Genomic DNA, 19,585 nt, shown 5'->3' with positions numbered 1-19,585 from the left:
CGCGCACCAGGGGCGTTGATGGTTGTCTTGGTTGACGACGCGCGAGCGCTAGGCGGGCTGGCGGTCCATGCAGGCCGACCACATGTCCTGTCGATCCTGTTCATCGATGTCGGCGATGATCTCGTTGATGCGGGCGAGCGCGGCATCGTTGCCCTTCGCGACCGCCGCGTTGTCGGGCATGCGCGACCCCTCGAAGGCGTCGGCCATCTCGAGCTCGACGAAATCGGGATAGACCTCGAGCAGCTTGGGGGCGGAAAGCTTCGAGTAGGTGATGATGTCGCACGTGCCGCTGCGCAGGTTCTCCACGACCATGGGGACGGTCTCGGCGGGCGTCATATGGTTGACCTCGGGAATCTGGTCGATCACGTCGTTGTACATGGTGGCCGCCTGGCCCAGGATCGATGCATCCTCGAGGTCGGCGAACGTGGTGGCGCCGGCGTACGCGGAATCCTTCTTGGTGATCATCACGATATCGTCGTCCACATACGACTCGGAGAACGCCGCCGCCGAGGCGCGCTCGGGCGTGACGGACATTCCCGCGCACACGATATCCACCTGGCCGTTGTTGAGCGCATCGATGAGCGAGCCGAACTCGAGCTTGACCGCGACGGCCTCCATGCCGAGCTGCTCCGCGATGATCTTGGCAACTTGGACATCGTAGCCATCGGCATAGGCGCCCGAAACGTTCTCGATGGGGATGGTGAAATCGGAAGCCGAGGAAACCTGCCAGTTATAGGGGGCATATGCCGCCTCCATACCGACGCGCAGGGTGACGCCGTCGCCCAGCACCGCGGAAGAGGCCGAAGAGCCCTCCGCATCATCCGCGCTCTCCAGGGGAGCAGGGCCGCACCCCGTGAGGAACATCATCCCCCCGATGCCCAACGCCGTGAGTCCCGAGAGCTTGAGAAACTCCCTACGGGAACGTATGGCGGATCGTACCGATACATCGACAGTCTCGTGAGTCATGATGTTACCTCCGGTTTTTAGTTTGAGACCCCTTTCGCACAACGCAACCAGAGGGGGCCCATCCCCCTCTCCCTTGCAACTCAATGCGTGAAAGTTCCGCGTGCTGCCTGGCAGGATACTCCATCTTGATGAAGCGCCAGCACGTCATATTCCGAGAAATAGATTGGTTACATTTCATATTCATAGATGCGCATACACTGGGACGCCGCGGCGATGCAGGAGGGCCGCCGTCTCGATGGCGCCCAGAATCACGGCCGGGGACGGAGCAGATGGACCTACAATGGCATCGAACCACACGACCGCCGCACCCCGAAAGGACCCTATGCTGCCCTCCTACCTCGACGATCCCGCCCTTGCATCCGTCGCGCTCGTGGCCACCGATATGGATTGCACGCTCCTGGCCGATGACGGCACCCTGCCTCCCGGCTTCAACCAGCTGATCGCCTCGATGGAGGACGCCGGCATCGTGTTCTGCGCCGCAAGCGGACGGCCCTGCTACACGCTGCGCGAGATGTTCGCCGACCACCTCGATGCGATCGCCCTCATGTCGGACAACGGCGCGGCGATCGCCTATCGCGGGGAAATCATCTACAAGAGCCTCATGGAGCCGAAGGATGTGGACGAGCTACTCGGGTTCACCCTGGAAGACGGGCGCGGCTGCCCTACGGTCTGCAGCCTGGAAGCCTGCTACATCAGGGCGTGCGACCGCGTGCACGACGGCTATTTCCGCAAGTTCTTCTCGACGATTCGCTATGTCGACAGCTTGGACGGGATCGACGCCGAGGTGAACAAGTACACCGTCTACTTTCCCGAGCGAAACGCCGAAGAGGTGTTCGCCGACGCCTACCGCGACGCATGGGGCGCCCGCTTCCACGTGACCAACGCCGGCCGCGAGTGGATCGACGTGATGAACCGGGGCATCAACAAGGGCTCGGGGATCGAACGGCTCTGCGAGCACCTCGGCATCTCCACCGCCGACGCGGCCGCGTTCGGCGATACCTACAACGATATCCAGATGCTCGAGGCGGCGGGCCATGGCTTCGTCGTGGCCAACGCCGAGGAGCACATGCACGCCCATGCGAACTACCTCGCACCCAGCAACAACGACCGCGGCGTGTCGACGGTCATCGAGGCGATGCTCGCGGCGCGGCGCTAGCACGCAAGCGGAGCACGGCGTCAAAGGCCGCCGGAAGCCGTGCGCCTCGAACCATACGCGGCGAACGCACGAGGACGAAAAAACGGGAGGCGACTCGCTTACGAGCCGCCTCCCGTCATCATTTGAAAGCGTTTCGCAGACCTCGGGGTCGCGAGCGCGCCCGCGCTACTTAGCGTCGGCCCAGGTCACGCCCGTGCTCGCCTCGGCGATGAGCGGCACGCGCAGCTCGACCACGTTCTCCATCTCCTCGCGCACGAGCGCCGTCAGAGCTTCCACCTCGGAAATCGGGCACTCGAAGTCGAGTTCGTCGTGCACCTGCAGGACCATGCGCGCGGCAAACCCCTCCTCGCGTAGGCGGCGCGCCACGCGGATCATCGCGAGCTTGATGATGTCGGCCGCCGAGCCCTGCATGGGATGATTCATAGCCGTGCGCTCGCCGAACCCCCGCTGCACCGGGTTCTTCATCTGAAGCTCGGGGATGGGGCGGCGCCGGCCGAACATCGTGACCGCGTAGCCGCATGCCTTGGCGTCCTCCACCGTGCGATCCAGGTAGGCGCGCACGCCGGGATAGGCCTCGAAGTAGCGGTCGATCATCTCGCGCGCCTCGCCCATGGGGATATCGAGCGTCTGCGACAAGCCATAGGCCTGCTGGCCGTATACGATGCCGAAGTTCACCGCCTTGGCGCGGCTGCGCAGGTCGGGGGTCACCTCGTCGACCGCGACGCCGAAGACGCGCGCGGCGGTCTCGGCATGGAAGTCCTCGCCCTCGTTGAACGCCGCCACGAGGTGCTCGTCGGCGGAGAGGTGCGCGAGCAGGCGAAGCTCGATCTGGGAGTAATCGACCGCGAGCAGCACGGATCCCTCCCCTGCCGAAAACGCCGTCTTCACCGTGCGCCCGAGCTCGGAGCGCGTGGGGATGTTCTGCAGGTTGGGGTTGGAACTCGAGAGGCGCCCCGTCGCCGTGATCGTCTGGTTATAGGTGGTGTGCACGCGGCCATCGGTGCGCCGCAGCTGCCCGAGCGCGTCGAGATAGGTCGACTTGATCTTCGTTTTCTCGCGATACTCCAGCACCAGTCGAACGAACTCGTGGTCGCGCGCAAACTCCTCCAGCACGCGGGCGTTCGTGGAGTAATAGCCGGTCTTGGTCTTCTTGAGGCCCTTGGTGGGCAGCCCCATCACGTCGAACAGGATATGGGAGAGCTGCATGGGGCTCGAGATGTTGAAGGTCTCGTCGCCCGCGAGCTCGCGGATGCGCGACGCCAGGGCATCGATCTGCCCGCCCAGTTCGGCGGAGAGGCCGGCGAGGCGATCGGGGTCGACCAGCATGCCCGAGCGCTCCATATCGGCGAGCACCGGGACCAGCGGCATCTCGATCCGCGTGAACACATCGACGTCGCCATCGCGCTCGAGGGCCGCCGCCAGCGGCTCGAGCAGGCGCTGCGCCAGAACGGCGGCGCGGGCGCCGCGGGCGGGGGCATCGGCCGGGGCGCCCTTCTCCCCGCGCACCGCGGGCAGGCCGACATGCAGATAGGTCTCCGCCAGGTAGGCGTCGTCGAAATCAGAGCGAATCGAATCGAGCAGGTACGCGGCCACGACCACGTCGAAGACGCGGGCGGGGTCGACCATCAGCGGATCGAGGAAGGCGCGATGCGCCGAGTCCACGGGTGAAACCGCATGGATGAGCGCCTTGACGTCGGGCGAGACCACCGAGGCGTTGGCGAACAGGCACAGCAGCACGCCGCGCACCAGGCCGGCATCGGAGTCCACGCCCAGGTTGGCCGCGACCTCGGCGGGAAGCGGCGCGGTCGCGAAGTCGTCCTGGTGAATCTCCTCGAAGGCGAGCAGCCCCTGCGACGTCGCCGCCCACAGGGTCCAGGTGGTGCCGAACAGCGAGCCCGCCGCCGCGTCGTCATCGAGTGCCACGGAGACCCACTCGCCCGCCTCGATGGCGGCGAAGAGCGCGACCAAGGCGTCGGCCACGCCCTCCCCCGACTCGGCGATCGCGCGCACGGCGGGCTCGGGCAGATCGAAAGATGCGGGCTGGGGCAGGTCGGCCGCTGCGCCCTCGCCCAACAGCGCCAGGAAGCGGCCCTGCATGGCGGTGATACCCAGCTCCCCCAAACCGGAGCTCACCTGGACGGCATCGTAAGCAGGGAAGCTCGTCGAGGCGAAATCGACCGATACGGGCGCGTCGGTGCGGATGCGCGCCACCTCGCGGGAGAGCAGCGCGTCGTCGATATGGGCGCGCAGGTTCTCGCCCATCTTGCCCTTGACCTCGTCGGCATGGGCGATGACCTCGTCGAGGCTGCCGTACTGCGCGATGAGGGCGCTGGCCTTCTTGGGGCCGATGCCGGGCACGCCGGGGATGTTATCCGAGCTGTCGCCCTTGAGGCCGTAGAAATCGGGTACGAGCTCGGGCGTGATGCCGTGGTAGAGGTCGTCCACGCTCTCGGGCGTCATGATGGCGATGTCGGACAGGCCCTTGCGGGTCGAGACGACGTTGATATGGTCGGTGACCAGCTGGTACATGTCGCGGTCGCCGGTGATGAGCAGCATGTCGCAACCGGCGGCCTCGCCGGCGCGGGCGAGCGTTCCCAGGATGTCGTCGCCCTCCCAGCCCTCGGCCTCCACGATCGGCACCTGGATGGATTGGAGCAGCTGCTTGATCATGGGGAACTGCTGGCGCAGGCCGTCGTCCATAGGCGGGCGCTGCGCCTTGTACTGCGGCAGCATCTCCATGCGCACCGCCGGGCGGCCCTTGTCGAAGGCGACGACCACGCCGTCGGGATCGAACTCGTCGACCATCTTGAGGAACATGTTGAGGAAGCCGAAGACGGCGTTGGTGGGGCGGCCGTCCGGAGCGTTCATGGTGGGCGGGACCGCATGGAAGGCGCGGTGCATCAGCGAGTTGCCGTCGATGACGGCGAATACGCGGCGGCGCTCGGCGGCGGGGGTTGTATCGGTCATAGGGGAACTCCGTTCCTGCGTGGTTTTCCACCTACAGTCTACGGCACGGGGCACGAGGGCGCACCCACAAACCGCAACGGCGCGGCGACTACGAAATGCCCGAAAAACTGCGGGCGTACCCGCACGATTACAAGATGGTTCACGGGATGGCGCGCACATCGCGCGCACGCGCACGTGATACCATGACGAACAGCACCAGATCACCCACGTAGAAAGGACGCATCCCATGGAGCGACCCAACGCATGGAAGAAATACGACGACGCGGCCCTGGCCGAGCTCGACGAGCTCTGCGAGAGCTATCGCCGCTACATCAGCGAGAACAAGACCGAGCGCGAGTGCGTGAAGTCCAGCATCAAGCTGGCCGAGGAAGCCGGCTACGTGAACCTCGAGACGGCGATCGCCGAGGGCCGCACCCTCTCCGCCGGCGACAAGGTCTACGCCGCCAGCCACAACAAGACCCTCATGCTCGTGAACCTGGGCCGCCGCCCGATGGAGCAGGGCATGAACATCCTGGGCGCCCACATCGACTCCCCACGCCTCGACCTCAAGCAGAACCCGCTCTACGAGGCCGGCGACATGGCCTACCTCGACACCCACTACTACGGCGGCGTGAAGGCCTACCACTGGGTCGCCACCCCGCTGGCCCTGCACGGCGTCATCTGCAAGAAGGACGGCACCACCGTCGACATCGCCGTGGGCGAGGACCCGGCCGATCCGGTCTTCTGCATCTCCGACCTGCTGATCCATCTGGCAAGCGAGCAGATGGAGAAGCCCGCCGGCAAGGCCGTCGACCATGAGAACCTCGACGTCATCGTCGCCGGCCGCCCCGTCGTCATCGAGGGCGACGAGGAGGTCAAGGAGCCTGTCAAGCAGATGTTCCTCGACCTCATCAAGGAGAAGTACGACGTCGAGGAGGAGGACTTCCTCTCCGCCGAGATCGAGGTCGTGCCCGCCGGCCCCGCCCGCGACATGGGCCTCGACCGCTCCATGATCTTGGGCCACGGACAGGACGACCGCGTCTGCGCCTACCCGTCCCTGCGCGCCCAGCTCGACACGCCCGAGGTCGAGACCACGAGCGTGACCCTGCTCGTCGATAAGGAGGAGATCGGCTCCGTAGGCGCCTCCGGCATGACCAGCCGCTTCTTCGAGAACACCGTAGCCGAGATCATGGCGCTCGCCGGCGAGGACTCCCCGCTGGCGCTCCGCCGCGCGTTGGCGAACTCCCGCATGCTCAGCTCGGATGTGTCGGCCGGCTTCGACCACCTCTACGCCGATCGCTTCGAGAAGAAGAACGCCGCCATCATGGGTCACGGCCTGTGCTTCAACAAGTACACGGGCTCCCGCGGCAAGGGCGGCTCCAACGACGCCGACGCCGAGTACTTCGCGCTGATCCGCGACATCATGGACGAGGCCGGCGTGGACTACCAGACCTGCGAACTCGGCCGCATCGGCGCAGGCGGCGGCGGCACGATCGCCTACATCCTCGCCGAGTACGGCATGGACGTCATCGACTCCGGCGTGGCCGTCATCTCCATGCACGCGCTGTGGGAGGCCACCAACAAGGCCGACATCTACGAGGCGTACAAGGGCTACAAGGCCTTCATCGAGCGCCCGTAGCGCACCCGGCGAACAGCGCCCTTCACACGGCGTCGCGCCCCGGCACCCGGCGCTCCGACGTGCCCCGGAAATCACCCCGACCCTCGCGGAAACCAGGGGGCCCAAGAACGGCACCCGCGCCCGCATCGATGCGTCCAAACGCTCGATGCGGGCGTTTTCTTTCCATCGGAGCCCCGATGGCGCCCCTATACGAAGCGCGGCGGCATCCGCCCCGCCGCGAACGCCGTCTGATGCGAATGCCAGGAGCCCGGGTGCGGGCGTCGAAAAGCTCTCACCCTCGATGTGAGTGGATTATTTTCACACCCCTGGACAGACCGCGTTTTCAGCGCAAAACCGCCCGTAAAGGCCCAGGTAATCGCACTACCGAGAATCGAGCGATCGGGCTGTTTCATTTTTCCACTCACTTCGAGGGAGAGAGCCCTGGCGGCCCCCGATATTCCACTCACTTCGGGGGGAAGCCCGACGAATGCGCGAATTCCATCCAAAGCGTGCGGGCGGACCCGATCGAACCCGCCAGCCTTGACCTCTCGCAGTCAAAAGCCCCATGACCAGGCACGCGGTCGGCGCCCCCTTACAGCATGAGGGCCCGGTCCGCGTACGTCCGCAGCATCTCAAAACAGCCACTCGAGCGTACCCCGCCCTGCTCGTTCCAGGATGGCGGCCGCCCATCGAATAAGCCCTGCAGGCAAGGGCCCTTGCTCATACCTCGCCCAGGCGACGCCAGTCGCAGAAGAGCTCCCGGCGAAGCGCGCGCTCGCGCTCCATCAGCAGCGCCGATTTCTCAAGATAACGGCCCTCGAGCTTCATTCCCACCAGCTCCGCCATCTCCCTATGCCTGGCATCATCCCTCAGCTGCGCGTACGTGAGAGTAATATACTCATATCCCATCGCCTGCAGCGCGGCTTGCCGGTCAAAATCAAGCAGCTGCCGGTCGGCAGCCGAATGAATCAACCTGCTTTGGCATTCAAGCACCAGCTGCCTGGAGCCATCCAAGCTCTCGGCAAGCAGATCGGCATAGCACACCGATTGACCCGTCAGAATCCTTCCCGACCGGGAGAGGTCGATCCTCTCGTCAAGACGAACGGCCCTTCCCTCGCCGCCGCGCAAGCGCGACAGCCCGTACTGCAATGCCGCCCGTACCTCGAACGGCGACCGAGCGCACCCGAAGTAATCCTGTGTAGCGCGCAGGAGCCGCAAGCCCCCCTCGCGCACCCTGGTTGCACATGGCAAACCGTGCAACGCTACCCACGTCGATGCACGCCGGGCGCTGCCAAAGATCGGTCAAGCGGCCCGCGCCATCCAACACCGGCCGCCAACCCTCGCTGCCATGCCATCCCCTCCCCACGAGGACCTGCAGCTCGTCGCGCACGCACCCGGGCAATTCGCACACCGTAAAGCCTCCGCATACTTCGTGCAGCAGCATGCACAGATGAATCTGCGAGACAAACGGCGCGAGCTGCAAAAGCGCGAAAGCCGGCGTGGCGCAGGACGCATAGGGGCCGCATTCCCCAATGGCGCCAACGGGAACATCGCCACCCCACAGGTGCATCTTCGCGTGCTTGAGACTCCAACGGTCCGCGCGGGAGCGCACCATAACGTGGACGGGTCGTCCGATAAGATCGACGGCGGACTGATCGACCCTCGACGGACGATGCAGAAGATCCTCCCGATCGAAGCGCGCCGCCAGATCCCCGCGAAGAAACGGAGGCATGCGGTACATGCGCAAAGCCGATATGCCCCAAAACACGACATCCATGATTCGACCGTACCAGCGCATCAGGCGGGCATCGTGCAAATCCATGAAATCCGGCCGATGCGCCAACAGCCGGATGCGCGCAATCCAACAAAGCTGTTAGCGGTTACAATTTCGGCAGACACACATCCCGCAGTTCCCGAAAACCCTCGAACCAGAATCGGAGCATCCCGTGATACAAGCCATCATCTCGCCCGCGAAGCAGATGAACGTGGACGGCGACGCCTTCGCCCCGCGTGGCATCCCGCCGTTCCCGCGAGAGACCGCGCGCATCGTCGACGAGCTACGAGCCGTCGAGCAGAACGAGGGCGCCGAGGGCCTGCAGCGCCTCTGGGCCGTGAGCGACAAGCTGCTGGCTGAAAACGTCGAGCGCCTGCACGATTTCCACCCCGTAGCGGACGCGCGCGAACTCGACGACGCCGAGACCTCTCGGCGCGTCGGCCCCGCCATCTTCTCGTATACGGGTATCCAATACCGCAGCATGGCGGCGCACGTGCTGGGCGATGGCGCGATCGAATGGCTACAGGAGCACCTATGGATCCTCAGCGCGCTCTACGGCTGCGTGCGCCCCTTCGACGCCGTTCAACCCTACCGGCTTGAGATGGGCGCCAAACTCGCCATCGACGACGCGCGCAACCTCTACGCCTTCTGGGGCCGGCGCCTGGCGGAACGCATCTGCGCCAGCGACGACACCGAGGTCGTCAACCTGGCAAGCGCCGAGTACTCCAAGGCGGTGCTCCCCTGCATCTCAGCAGAAACACCAGTAGCTACCTGCGTGTTCTCGAGCAGCTTGCGAAACGGCAAACCGGTGCAGAAATCAACCGAAAGCAAGACCGCGCGCGGATCCATGGTGCGCTGGATGGCCGAGACGGGCGCCGGGCGCCTCGAGGACCTCAAGCGCTTCGACGTCGGGTTCGTCTTCGATCCCGCGCTCTCGCACGAGGGAGACGGACGCGCCACGTACGTGTTCATGAGGCGCTAGCCGGCGGCGGCCCACAGGCACGTTCGACCGACGCGCGCTCGCCCCTCGAAGACATTCGCACTCGCGCGCCCCGTCCGACCCCGCATGCAGACGGCCGCCACGCACTCGCGCGCCCCGATCACCTCGCTCGGCCATCGAGCCGGCGACAGCCCGCGGGCACGTTCGCACCCGCTCTCCGGCGCCGCCTACGCCCGTGATCGCCCGCTCGCAACTGACAATCGGCCCGCACGCCGCCTCCACCGCTCGTCTAGCGGCCATCAAAACGAAAAGGCGCCCGCGCACCGCGTTACCACGATGCGCGGGCGCCTCCTTACTCGCACGCGAAGCCGCCAGCCTGGCTACAGCCCCTTGATATAGCGCTGGAGCTGCGGCTTGAAGCCGATCTTGTCCGGCGCCTGCGAGGGCATCTGCGGGAAGGCGTCATGGCCGGGCATGTTGTTCGCCTCGATGAGCAGCGACCCGTTTTCGGTAATAGCGACATCCCATCCCAGATAGCCCATCTGCGGCACCTTATGGGCGGCCTCGCAGCACATGGCGATTGACTCGTTCCACAGCGGGATCTGGTACCCCGTAAGCACGGTGCCCGTACGGGGATGCGCCTCGTATACGCGGAATTGCTTGTCGCACGCGGGACCGGCGATCTTGCCCGTCTCCATATCGACCGGCGAGTACATGCCGCCCGCATTGATGTTATCGACCGGACGGTCGCTATTGCCCATGCGGATGCACGCGTACACGGCGTTGGCCTCGCCGTCCGCAAGCACCGTGTAGACGCGGATGGTATTGACGGAGCCGGGATTGATACGCGCCATATCGGGATGCTGGACCACCACGTCCTCGATAAGGTCGGCATCGGCGCGCTTCAGATAATCGTACATCGCGTCGACCGTCTCGAAATCGGCCCGCGCGAGCTTCTCCACGCCCACGCCGCACGAGGCGTCGCGGGGCTTCGCGATGATCTGCTCGCGCGCCTCCAGGAAGGCGCACGCCTCGTCCTTGGTAGCGGCGCCGAAGTCGAGCCAGTCGCGGTGCAGGTACTCGGCGAAGGCGGTATAGAACTCGTTCTTGTTATCGAAGATATGGTAGTACGCAGGGTCGTTGAGCATGCTCACGATCGTGTTGTTCACGCCGCGGGTCACAAACGTCGCACGCTGCGCCTCGGTCATGGTTTCGAACTCAAGCAGCAGGTAATCCTTGTAGCCCGCCCCGTACTTGAAGCCGCACTTCACGATATCGAAGAACAGGCCCACGCGGTTCTTGCCGCTGCGCCTATGCACCTCGCCGACCGTTTCGAACAGCGCGCCGTAATCCATATGCGCGATGCACCGTACGATATAGCCCAGACGGCCCATGCCCGCCCCCGTTTCATTCGAGCCGCTTGCGCGCGGCCATGGTTTCCATGCGATGCACCTATCTTACGCCCATTCGACACCGGCGCATCCCGCCTGCGGCCCTCCCTAAAAAAAGAGCACCCCGAAGGGTGCTCGCTGAGGGCGGGCGGCGCGGGCCTCCTGCGCGTGCGCTACAGGTACTTGCGCCAGTCGTCGTCTTCCTCTTCCTCGCTCACGGCGGGCTTCTCCTCTACGGGCGCCGGTGCATACGGGGCGTCGACGGCCTCGGGGAACGCGGCGAACACGTGGGCGAACTGAGCGAAATTCTCATCGAAGCGCGTGCGCGGCACCGCCACGAAGACCTCCTTGGCACGATGCGCGCCGCTCGCCAGCTCGGCGCGCATCATCTCGGCCACCTCCACGGCCTCCCAGCCGAAAACGCCGCAGCCGAATGCGCCCAGCACGAGCTTCTCGCGACCCGTGGCGTCGGCGAGCGCCAGGGCGAAGCGGATGCGGTCGCGCATCGCATCGCGCAGGACATCGTCCTTCACACCGTACTCCTCGCGCGCGCGACGGGCGTTCGGCGCCGCCGCCACGAGCACGTCGGCGTACGCATGGATCTTGTCGCGCGTGAAGCGCACGGCGGGCGCCACCATGCCGCGATTCTTATACAGATTGCAGTTGATATGGCGACGACGGTTCTCGCCATACCAGCCACCCTGGCTCTTGAGCACGTTATACAGGAACGATTCGGCGCACAGGGCCTCCTCCTGCGCCATGGAGCCGCGCGCGTAGCCGCCGCCCGGCGTGGTGAACGAAGCGAAATCGAGTACGGCCATATCGCAGAACTGGGCGCGGCCGCGACCGTTCTCCAAGATCGTCGCCACGCTGTCCTGATCGACCACGCTCACGGACGGCACGCAGCCCTCGGCGTCCACCGCAGGCGAGGCATCGTAGACCGCAAGGCCGGCGATGCAGCGCTCGATCTCCTTGGCGTAAGCGTCTGCCATCTTCTTGGTGTGGAGCTCGGCCTCCCGGGCGCGCTCGTTCTTGCGGTCGCCTCGACGCTCCGTACGGTCGGAGCCCCGGCGATTACGGTCATATGCCATGAGTACGTTCCTCCTTGTCACAAGGCGCCGTATGGCGCACGTTCTCCATGGTACCCGATTCGCAGAACGCCCGAACGCCGCACGCGGGCGAGCGCGTCGAATCGCACGGCGGGGCGCATCGGCCGTCGGCGCCTCTCGCGCCGGGCGCCGCGCGAGCGCGGTGAAACGGGAGTACAATGCCCCTCGCAACCCGGGTTCAAGGAGGATACATGGACGCCAGCGCATACGATCGAAGCGATCTCATCGTTTTAGACGAGGTGGGGTCCACCAATATCGAGCTGCTCGAACGCGCCGCCGCCGGTGCAGGTCACGGAACGGCGCTGCGCGCACGCGTCCAGACCTCGGGCCGAGGGCGCCGCGCCCATAGCTGGGCCTCGCCGGACGGCGGCCTTTACCTCTCCATCCTGCTGCGCGCGCCCATCCCCGCGCGCGTGCTGCCCGGACTGCCCATCGCATGCGGCCTGGGCGTCCTGCGCGCGCTCGAGGAGGCGGGCGCGAGCGGGCTCTCGCTCAAATGGCCCAACGACATCGTGTCCGCAGACGGCAAGCTCGGCGGCATCCTCGTGGAGGCGCGGGCGAATTCATCCGAGACCATCGCCGTATGCGGCATCGGCATCAACTACCACGCGCCGCGCCGCATCGAACGCGTCGACGGCGCCCTGCCCGTCTCGAGCCTGGATGACTGCCTGCGCGCCTCCCCCCTCCCCGGCCACGATGACCTCGCGCGGTCCATCCGCGCGCGCGTGCTCGAGACCACGGACGACTGGCGCGGCGCAATCGAGCAGGCGGATGCGGATGCCGCGCCCCTCACCGGCATCGTCGACGCCTACAACGAGCGCCTCGCCTATCGCGGCCGATGCGTGCGCGCCGTATCGCCCGACGGCGCCACCATCGCCACGGGCACCTTTACCGGAGTCGACCTCGGGGGATGCGCCCGGCTGCTCACCACCGCCGGCAAGATGGCCTCCTTCGACTCCGTGGACGCTTCGCTGCGCCCAGTCGACGCGCAGGCGATTACCACACTGTAAGCATAATGACAAGAAGAACGGTCTCATTCGCCGTTTCCCTATAAACCTATCGCTTTGACCGATTTGTTATGCGCTGCAGGCACTTCGCTTTGGCATAGTGGAGCCCATGCGAATGCAAGGTGCATTACATGCCTTCGAATAAGGAGTGGTAGGTCATGATTGGAACCGTTCTTCAGGATCTTGGTATCACCGCAGACCGGGCGCGCGTGCACGTTGACTGGTGCCCGGCCCAGCTCATCGCGCACGCCGTAAGCACGGGTGAGGGCGTCCTCACCGCATCCGGCTCCCTCATGGTCGAAACCGGCAAGTACACCGGCCGCTCCCCCCAGAACCGCTATATCGTCGATGCTCCCGTGGCACACGAAAACGTGAACTGGGACAGCCCGCAGAACCGTCCGATCGATGTCGAGACCTACGAGCGCCTCTACGGCAACGTAGCCGCCCACCTGTCCGAGCGCGAGCTCTTCGTCGTTCGCGCCTACGCCGGCGCCGACCGCGCCTACGCGCGCAAGGTCATCGTGATCTGCGAGCGCGCCAGCCAGGCCCTCTTCATCAGCCAGCTGCTCGTGCGGCCCACGGCGGACGAGCTCGAAAACTTCGGCCGCCCCGACATCGTGGTATTCGCCGCGCCCGACTACACCACCACCAAGGAGGCCGACGGCGTCGACGGCGACGCGGCCGTCATGCTCAACTTCGACGCCAAGACCATCATCGTGGCGGGCACCGGCTACTCCGGCGAGATCAAGAAGGGCATCTTCACCACGATGAGCTACCTGCTCCCCGTGGAGGACGGCGTGCTCTCCATGCACTGCTCCGCCAACGTCGACCCCGTCACTGGAAAGACCGCGGTGCTCTTCGGCCTCTCCGGCACCGGTAAGACGACGCTCTCCGCCGACCCCGACCGCCGCCTCATCGGCGATGACGAGCATGGCTGGAGCCCGCGCGGCATCTTCAACATCGAGGGAGGCTGCTACGCCAAGTGCATCGACCTTACCCGCGAGCGCGAGCCCGAGATCTACGACGCCATCAAGTTCGGCTGCCTCACCGAGAACCTCGTCCTCGATCCGGCCACCCATGAGCCCGATTACGCCGACGGCTCCATCACCGAGAACACCCGCGCCGGCTACCCGCTGTCCCACATCGCCAGCGCCGTCGAGCCCAGCGTGGGCGAGACCCCCAGCGTCATCCTGTTCCTCACCGCCGACGCCTACGGCGTGCTGCCGCCGATCTCGCGCCTCGACCGCACCGAGGCCATGTTCCACTTCCTCACCGGCTACACCTCCAAGGTGGCCGGCACCGAGGTGGGCATCGTGGAGCCGCAGCCCACGTTCTCCGCGCTCTTCGGCGAGCCCTTCATGCCACTCGACCACATGGTCTACGCCTATCTGCTCGGCGAGAAGATCGCGCGTCATAACACCCGCGTCTACCTGGTGAACACCGGGTGGACGGGCGGCCCCTACGGCACCGGCCACCGCATCGCCCTCTCGCACACGCGCGCCCTCGTTCGCGCCGCCATGGACGGCTCGCTCGATTACGCCGGCTATCGCCACGACGACGTGTTCGACGTCGACGTCCCGCGCGAGTGCCTGGGCGTCCCCTCCGACCTGCTGGAGCCCCGCAAGACCTGGGACGACCCCGAGGCCTACGACGAGGCCGCAGCCAAGCTCGTCGCGCTCTTCAAGGAGAACTTCGAGAAGCGCTATCCCGGCACCTCGCTCGAGGACCTCACCTCGCTGAAGCGCTAGCGCCACACGCAGCCCATCCTCCTTACGCCCCGTCGGAAGCATCCCTTCCGGCGGGGTTTTCGCTGCCCCGCGGCCGCCGGCAAGCACGCTCCAGCGCCCGCGCGGCATGCGAGCGCCCTCCTCGCCGGCCGGCTTCACGCCATACGGCGACGGGGGCGCGCTCGCGTATGCGCACGAAAACGCCCCGCCCGGCCAGAGGCCGAAGACGGGGCGAAGCGAACGGCTAATCGACTTCGATGGATACGGTCACTTCCTGCACGGGCACATCGTAGAACGGGTCCTCGCGACGACCCAGGAAGTCGCGCGCCTGCTCGGGAAAGAGCGCATAGGACAGCACGTCTTCCTCGGAGCGGGCGTACTGCGAGATCTCCTCGCGCAGCCGCGGCATGGCCGGCTCGATCAGATCGGCGGGCCGGCAGGTCACCACCTCGTCATCGCCGATGATCGCGGACCGAATATCGTCGGCGATCGGCACGGGCGGACGTCCATACATACCGTGCACGTAGTCGCGGATCTCGGACGGCACGATCTTGTAGCGCTCGCCCGACACGACGTTCATCATGGCCTGCGTGCCCACCATCTGGGACAGCGGCGTGACCAGCGGCGGATAGCCCAAGTCGGCGCGGACGCGCGGCACTTCGGCAAGCACGTCGGCGTAGCGGTCCTCGATGCGCATCTCCTTGAGCTGGTTGAGCAGATTGGACAGCATGCCGCCCGGAACCTTATACAGCAGGGCCTTGGGATCGACGGCCAGCACCTTGGGGTTGAGCACGCCATCCTCCAGGAAGTGGTCTCGTACCGGCAGCAGCGCCGCGGCAACCGACTCCATGGGAGCCAGGTCGAGCCCCGTGTCGTACCCGAGCCCCTCCAACGCGATGGCCATGGACTCCGAGCACGGCTGGCTCGTTCCCTCGGCAAAAGGCGATAGGCAGGTGTCGATGATGTCGGCCCCGGCCTCGACGGACTTGAGCAGGGTCATCTGGGCGATGCCGGCCGTACCGTGCGTGTGCACCTGCAAGGGCACGTTCGTGGCCGCCTTGATCTTGGAGACCAGCTCGAACGCCGCGTCGGGCGTGAGGACGCCGGCCATATCCTTGATGCAGATGGAATTCGCGCCCGCGCGCTCCATCTCGCATGCCAGGTCCACGAAGTACTCGACCGTGTGCACCTCGCTGGTGGTATAGCAGATAGCCGCCTGGACCTCGCCGCCCGCCTCCTTGGCCGCGCGGATCGAGGTGACCAGGTTGCGGGTATCGTTGAGCGCATCGAACACGCGCACCACGTCGATGCCGTTCTCCACCGCCTTCTTCACCAGCGATTCCACGACGTCGTCGGCGTAGTTGTGATATCCCAGCAGGTTCTGGCCGCGCAGCAGCATCTGCAGCTTCGCGTGCTTCACGTGCGCGCGAATGGTGCGCAGCCGCTCCCACGGGTCCTCGTTCAAAAAGCGCAAGCACGCGTCGAACGTTGCGCCGCCCCACACTTCGAGCGACTCATAGCCGCAGGCATCGAGCTGTTCCAGAATCGGAACCATGTCCTCGATGGGCATGCGCGTGGCGATCTGGCTCTGCTGCCCATCGCGCAGCACGGTCTCCATAAAACGAATCGTGCGTCCCATACGGCGAACCGCACCTCCCTTATTCTCGCAATCGGGTCGCTGTTCCTAGTCGTCCTTCCTCGGCGGGAAGAGCTTGCACAAACCCAGCGACACGAGATAGATGATGATCATGACGACGAAGATGCCACCCCAGCCCAGGCCGAGGATCTCGATGCCCTTCTCAAGGGCGTTCATATCGATTGACATCGAATCTCACGCTTCCTTTCTTAGAGCAGCAGGCCCAGCACCAAGCCGCCTGCGACCACCGATGCGATCTGACCGGCCACGTTGGCACCCGCCGCCTGCATGAGGATGAAGTTGCCCGGGTCCTCTTCCGTCGCCATCTTCTGGATCACACGCGAGCTCATGGGGAACGCGGAGATGCCCGCCGCGCCCACCATGGGGTTGATCTTCTCCTTGCGGAACAGGTTGAGGAACTTGGCGAACATCACGCCGCCGACCGAGTCCATCACGAAGCCGAGCAGGCCCAGCCCCATGACGAGCAAGGTATCGAACTGCAGGAAGTCGGTGTAGACCATCTTCACCGACACGCACAGGCCCAGCAGGATGGAGATAAGGTTGACCAGCTCGTTTTGTGCGGAGACCGACAGGCGGTCGAGCACGCCGCACTCGCGCAGCAGGTTGCCGAACATGAGGAAGCCCACGAGCGGCAGCGAGACGGGCGCGATGAGGCCGGCAACCACGCAGATGATGATCGGGAAGAGGATCTTCGCCGTCTTGGAGACCTCGCCGGGACGATAGGTCATGCGGATCTGGCGCTCCTTCTTGGTGGTGACCGCCTTGATGGCGATCGGCTGAATGATGGGCACGAGGGCCATGTACGAATAGGCCGCGACCATGATGGCGCCCATGTACTTCGAACCCAGCGAGTTTGCCACGAAGATCGATGTGGGCCCGTCCGCCGCGGCGATGATGCCGATCGACGCCGCGTCCGCGATATGGAAGCCGAGCAGGGCCGCCACGATTATCACGAAGAAGATGCCGAACTGCGCGGCGGCGCCGAACAGCAGCAGGAACGGGTTGGCCAGCAGCGGGCCGAAGTCGATCATGGCGCCGATGCCGATGAACAGCAGCAGCGGGAACAGCTCGGTCTCGATGCCCGCATCGAACAGCACCTGGAACGGGCCGGCGGCGCCATCGATAGACAGCACGCCGGAACCGGGGATGTTCACCAGGATGGTGCCAAGACCCATGGGGACGAGCAACGTGGGCTCGTACTCCTTCTTGATGCCCAGATACATAAGGATGCAGCCGATGAGCATCATCACGATGCGCCCGGGTTCGGCGCCCAGGGCTTGTACGCCTTCAATCAAAGTTTCCAATGGAACCACGCCTCTTTTCTGAGTAGCCACGCAAAAAACGGCGCTCCCGCGCCGCCGATGCCTGGCCTAGCTCAAACTGAACAGCTCGTCGCCGGGATTCACCATGTCGCCCTTCGCGACCGCGATGGACGCGATGACGCCGTCCTGATCGGCAACGACCTGGTTCTCCATCTTCATGGCCTCGAGCACCATGATGGGCTGGTTGGCCTTCACGGCATCGCCCACGGCGACCTTGATATCCAGGATGGTGCCCGGCATGGGCGCGCTCTGCACGTGGGCGCCAGCGGGCGCGGCAGCGGGCGTGGGCGCCGGGGCGGCAGCGGGCGCGGGCGCCGGGGCGGCAGCGGGCGCGGGCGCGGCAGCGGGCGCCGGGACAGCGGCGTCCGCCGGCGTCTGCACGGGGGCGCCAACCTCCTCCATCTCGACCAGATACTGGGTACCATCGATAGAAATCTTGAATTTACGCAGCATGTTCGCTTCCCCTCTCCATCTGCTTGTAAATCTTCTTCACCTTGAACGAGCTCATCTCGTACGCCCCCGCGGCAATGGCCGTGGCGACGCATGCGACGCGACGATGTTCATCGTTCGCGATGCTCACCCGGCGCACGACCATCGTGCTTTCCGGCCGGTCGCCCGCCGCGATGGCCGACGCCACCACGCATGCGGCGGCATGGTCCTTCGGATCGACCTCGACAAAGGGCGGTACCTCCACCCATGAGCCCGCCGAGCATCCGAACGTCTCCGGCGCTTCAGCACGCGCGCCCGCACGAGCAGCGCTCGCTTCGGCAGGTACGTCATCGGTGCGACGAAAACGCTCGCGCAGCCATGAGCACAATCCCATATCTCGCAACCCTCCCCTTCCTCAAGCAATCGCAGAGCTGCAATGGCTATATTTCCAATATGTTGATTGTATAGAGGATTGCAGTTTTTTCTGAGGTGAAGCGGCGCCGCATCGGCCAGCGGTTCTCGCTTGACGGGTGCGGGCAAAGCGCTAGATAGCAAAGCGCCGCGGACCCCCGACGGGACCCGCGGCGCTCGTCTGCACGCGCTCTTCGGCTCTTTCCGCATCGACGCTACGACGTAGCCTCGGGTGCATAGGTGTTGAAGTACGTGGCCGCCTGCATCGGGGCCATCATCACGCGGCCAGTACCGCGATACACGTTCACCAGGCCCTCGCCCGATGCCGCGGAGCCGATCAGGCTCTTGCCCGAACGCTCGACGGTGAAATCGAGCCCGGCGGTCCAAGCGAGCGCGTAGTTGCCATCGACCCGCAGCTCATCGTTGTGCAGGTCGACGTAGACCACTTCCGCCTCGGGGCACGGCGACTCCAATACCGCCACCCCCGCGCCGTCCAATCTCAGGCTGAACAGGCCCTCGTTGCCTGCGACCGCCGACGACAGGTTGGAACGGCGCTGCAGCGAATGCTTGATCGTTGCATCGCACGCCAGGAACAGCCCGTCGTTGAGCACGAGCGAGCCGCCCCACTTCGAAAGGTCGACCAACAGCAGGTGCTGCCAGGTGGGCTCGCACACCAGCTTGCCCGTACCGGTGTATTCGGGCTTGATCACGGAATCCTGGCTCACCGCCCCGCGGAACATCTTGCCCATCAGGTCGCCGGCGCCCTTCACGCCCGTGTTCGCCGTAACCGAGCCGACCGTCCACTGCATGGCGCCCGCCTGGAGCGTCACGCCCGTCTTGCCGTCGAGGTCGGCCACGAGCTGACGGCGACGCACGTCCATCTGCGCGGCGAACCAAGCGGTCGCGGCGCTGGAGGGCATCACGGAAAGGTCGCGGTCCCACTGGACCACCTTGAACTGCCCCGCGCGCGCGATAACGCGCACGTCGTCGTTGTCTTCGAAGTTGTAAACGGTAAACGCCATGGGTGGCCATCCTCTCGGCTCGCACGTGACGGACATTGCGGCCATGGTAGACGAGCGCCGCGCGGGCGAGCGCGACAAGGCGCCGTCGGACAAAACGTCATCGGCGAACG

Annotated in this window: 17 protein-coding genes; 5 read left to right on the top strand and 12 right to left on the bottom strand. The window is 65.6% G+C overall.

The features are described 5' to 3' along the window. Positions 1-48: 48 nt before the first annotated feature. Complete coding sequence (locus E4J93_RS02745; protein ID WP_255431885.1) at positions 49-966, bottom strand: transporter substrate-binding domain-containing protein; 918 nt, start codon at positions 964-966, stop codon at positions 49-51. 280 nt (positions 967-1,246) lie between these two features. Here E4J93_RS02745 and E4J93_RS02740 point away from each other — a divergent pair, with 280 nt between their 5' ends. Further along, entirely contained in the window at positions 1,247-2,122 is an 876-nt protein-coding gene (locus tag E4J93_RS02740; RefSeq protein ID WP_255431884.1) for an HAD family hydrolase, read from the top strand. A 165-nt stretch (positions 2,123-2,287) separates the two neighbouring features. Here E4J93_RS02740 and polA read toward each other — a convergent pair whose 3' ends face one another. Next, positions 2,288-5,089, bottom strand: a complete 2,802-nt coding sequence (gene polA, locus E4J93_RS02735) for a DNA polymerase I (RefSeq protein WP_147587960.1) — start codon at positions 5,087-5,089, stop codon at positions 2,288-2,290. A 226-nt stretch (positions 5,090-5,315) separates the two neighbouring features. On the opposite strand from polA, the gene E4J93_RS02730 reads away from it, so the two are divergent. Beyond that, entirely contained in the window at positions 5,316-6,707 is a 1,392-nt protein-coding gene (locus E4J93_RS02730) for an aminopeptidase (RefSeq protein WP_147587959.1), read from the top strand. Between the two features lie 699 nt (positions 6,708-7,406). On the opposite strand, the gene E4J93_RS02725 is transcribed toward E4J93_RS02730, so the two are convergent. Together E4J93_RS02725 and E4J93_RS02720 are read right to left on the bottom strand one after the other, a co-directional pair. After that, positions 7,407-7,730 carry a hypothetical protein gene (locus tag E4J93_RS02725; protein WP_147587958.1) on the bottom strand — a complete coding sequence of 108 codons (324 nt, stop codon included), beginning with the start codon at positions 7,728-7,730 and terminating at the stop codon, positions 7,407-7,409. Between the two features lie 49 nt (positions 7,731-7,779). Beyond that, positions 7,780-8,508: a hypothetical protein gene (locus E4J93_RS02720; RefSeq protein WP_147587957.1), complete on the bottom strand. Its 729-nt coding sequence runs from the start codon at positions 8,506-8,508 to the stop codon at positions 7,780-7,782. 124 nt (positions 8,509-8,632) lie between these two features. Between E4J93_RS02720 and E4J93_RS02715 the strand changes: the two genes are divergently transcribed. Next, positions 8,633-9,442 carry a YaaA family protein gene (locus tag E4J93_RS02715; protein ID WP_147587956.1) on the top strand — a complete coding sequence of 270 codons (810 nt, stop codon included), beginning with the start codon at positions 8,633-8,635 and terminating at the stop codon, positions 9,440-9,442. Between the two features lie 338 nt (positions 9,443-9,780). Here the strand turns inward: E4J93_RS02715 and E4J93_RS02710 are convergent, their stop codons facing one another. Then, positions 9,781-10,794, bottom strand: coding sequence for a sugar-transfer associated ATP-grasp domain-containing protein (locus E4J93_RS02710; protein WP_147587955.1), 1,014 nt, complete (start codon positions 10,792-10,794; stop codon positions 9,781-9,783). Positions 10,795-10,964: 170 nt separating this feature from the next. Next, on the bottom strand, positions 10,965-11,882 hold the full coding sequence (locus E4J93_RS02705; RefSeq protein ID WP_147587954.1) for a TIGR02452 family protein: 918 nt from the start codon (positions 11,880-11,882) through the stop codon (positions 10,965-10,967). A 209-nt stretch (positions 11,883-12,091) separates the two neighbouring features. Between E4J93_RS02705 and E4J93_RS02700 the strand changes: the two genes are divergently transcribed. Continuing rightward, positions 12,092-12,910 (top strand): biotin--[acetyl-CoA-carboxylase] ligase, encoded by an 819-nt coding sequence (locus E4J93_RS02700; RefSeq protein WP_147587953.1) that lies wholly within the window; start codon positions 12,092-12,094, stop codon positions 12,908-12,910. Between the two features lie 155 nt (positions 12,911-13,065). Then, positions 13,066-14,655 (top strand): phosphoenolpyruvate carboxykinase (ATP), encoded by a 1,590-nt coding sequence (pckA, locus tag E4J93_RS02695; RefSeq protein ID WP_147587952.1) that lies wholly within the window; start codon positions 13,066-13,068, stop codon positions 14,653-14,655. Between the two features lie 223 nt (positions 14,656-14,878). Here the strand turns inward: pckA and E4J93_RS02690 are convergent, their stop codons facing one another. The 6 genes from E4J93_RS02690 to E4J93_RS02670 form a co-directional block, all read right to left on the bottom strand. Continuing rightward, entirely contained in the window at positions 14,879-16,273 is a 1,395-nt protein-coding gene (locus tag E4J93_RS02690; RefSeq protein WP_147587951.1) for an oxaloacetate decarboxylase subunit alpha, read from the bottom strand. Between the two features lie 45 nt (positions 16,274-16,318). Then, the gene (locus E4J93_RS08065) at positions 16,319-16,459 is read right to left on the bottom strand and encodes an OadG-related small transporter subunit (protein ID WP_187231581.1); all 141 of its coding nucleotides are present in this window, start codon (positions 16,457-16,459) and stop codon (positions 16,319-16,321) included. A 20-nt stretch (positions 16,460-16,479) separates the two neighbouring features. Beyond that, positions 16,480-17,595 (bottom strand): sodium ion-translocating decarboxylase subunit beta, encoded by a 1,116-nt coding sequence (locus E4J93_RS02685; RefSeq protein ID WP_147587950.1) that lies wholly within the window; start codon positions 17,593-17,595, stop codon positions 16,480-16,482. A 66-nt stretch (positions 17,596-17,661) separates the two neighbouring features. Beyond that, positions 17,662-18,066 carry an acetyl-CoA carboxylase biotin carboxyl carrier protein subunit gene (locus E4J93_RS02680; protein WP_147587949.1) on the bottom strand — a complete coding sequence of 135 codons (405 nt, stop codon included), beginning with the start codon at positions 18,064-18,066 and terminating at the stop codon, positions 17,662-17,664. Beyond that, positions 18,056-18,436: a hypothetical protein gene (locus tag E4J93_RS02675; RefSeq protein ID WP_147587948.1), complete on the bottom strand. Its 381-nt coding sequence runs from the start codon at positions 18,434-18,436 to the stop codon at positions 18,056-18,058. The genes E4J93_RS02680 and E4J93_RS02675 overlap by 11 nt, the downstream gene beginning before the upstream one ends. 232 nt (positions 18,437-18,668) lie before the next feature. After that, complete coding sequence (locus E4J93_RS02670) at positions 18,669-19,475, bottom strand: AIM24 family protein (protein WP_147587947.1); 807 nt, start codon at positions 19,473-19,475, stop codon at positions 18,669-18,671. Positions 19,476-19,585: the final 110 nt, after the last annotated feature.

The organism is Collinsella sp. BA40 (assembly GCF_008014645.1).
GTDB lineage: Bacteria > Actinomycetota > Coriobacteriia > Coriobacteriales > Coriobacteriaceae > Collinsella.
The sequence above is the reverse complement of the archived record's forward strand: the minus strand, read 5'-3'. Positions and strand labels throughout refer to the sequence as shown.

Bases quoted from the DNA above. Each gene is read 5' to 3' on its own strand.
- E4J93_RS02745 (WP_255431885.1), bottom strand. From the start codon at position 966: ATGACTCACGAGACTGTCGATGTATCGGTACGATCCGCCATACGTTCC.
- E4J93_RS02740 (WP_255431884.1), top strand. From the start codon at position 1,247: ATGGCATCGAACCACACGACCGCCGCACCCCGAAAGGACCCTATGCTG.
- polA (WP_147587960.1), bottom strand. From the start codon at position 5,089: ATGACCGATACAACCCCCGCCGCCGAGCGCCGCCGCGTATTCGCCGTC.
- E4J93_RS02730 (WP_147587959.1), top strand. From the start codon at position 5,316: ATGGAGCGACCCAACGCATGGAAGAAATACGACGACGCGGCCCTGGCC.
- E4J93_RS02720 (WP_147587957.1), bottom strand. From the start codon at position 8,508: ATGGATTTGCACGATGCCCGCCTGATGCGCTGGTACGGTCGAATCATG.
- E4J93_RS02710 (WP_147587955.1), bottom strand. From the start codon at position 10,794: ATGGGCCGTCTGGGCTATATCGTACGGTGCATCGCGCATATGGATTAC.
- E4J93_RS02705 (WP_147587954.1), bottom strand. From the start codon at position 11,882: ATGGCATATGACCGTAATCGCCGGGGCTCCGACCGTACGGAGCGTCGA.
- E4J93_RS02700 (WP_147587953.1), top strand. From the start codon at position 12,092: ATGGACGCCAGCGCATACGATCGAAGCGATCTCATCGTTTTAGACGAG.
- pckA (WP_147587952.1), top strand. From the start codon at position 13,066: ATGATTGGAACCGTTCTTCAGGATCTTGGTATCACCGCAGACCGGGCG.
- E4J93_RS02690 (WP_147587951.1), bottom strand. From the start codon at position 16,273: ATGGGACGCACGATTCGTTTTATGGAGACCGTGCTGCGCGATGGGCAG.
- E4J93_RS08065 (WP_187231581.1), bottom strand. From the start codon at position 16,459: ATGTCAATCGATATGAACGCCCTTGAGAAGGGCATCGAGATCCTCGGC.
- E4J93_RS02680 (WP_147587949.1), bottom strand. From the start codon at position 18,066: ATGCTGCGTAAATTCAAGATTTCTATCGATGGTACCCAGTATCTGGTC.
- E4J93_RS02675 (WP_147587948.1), bottom strand. From the start codon at position 18,436: ATGGGATTGTGCTCATGGCTGCGCGAGCGTTTTCGTCGCACCGATGAC.
- E4J93_RS02670 (WP_147587947.1), bottom strand. From the start codon at position 19,475: ATGGCGTTTACCGTTTACAACTTCGAAGACAACGACGACGTGCGCGTT.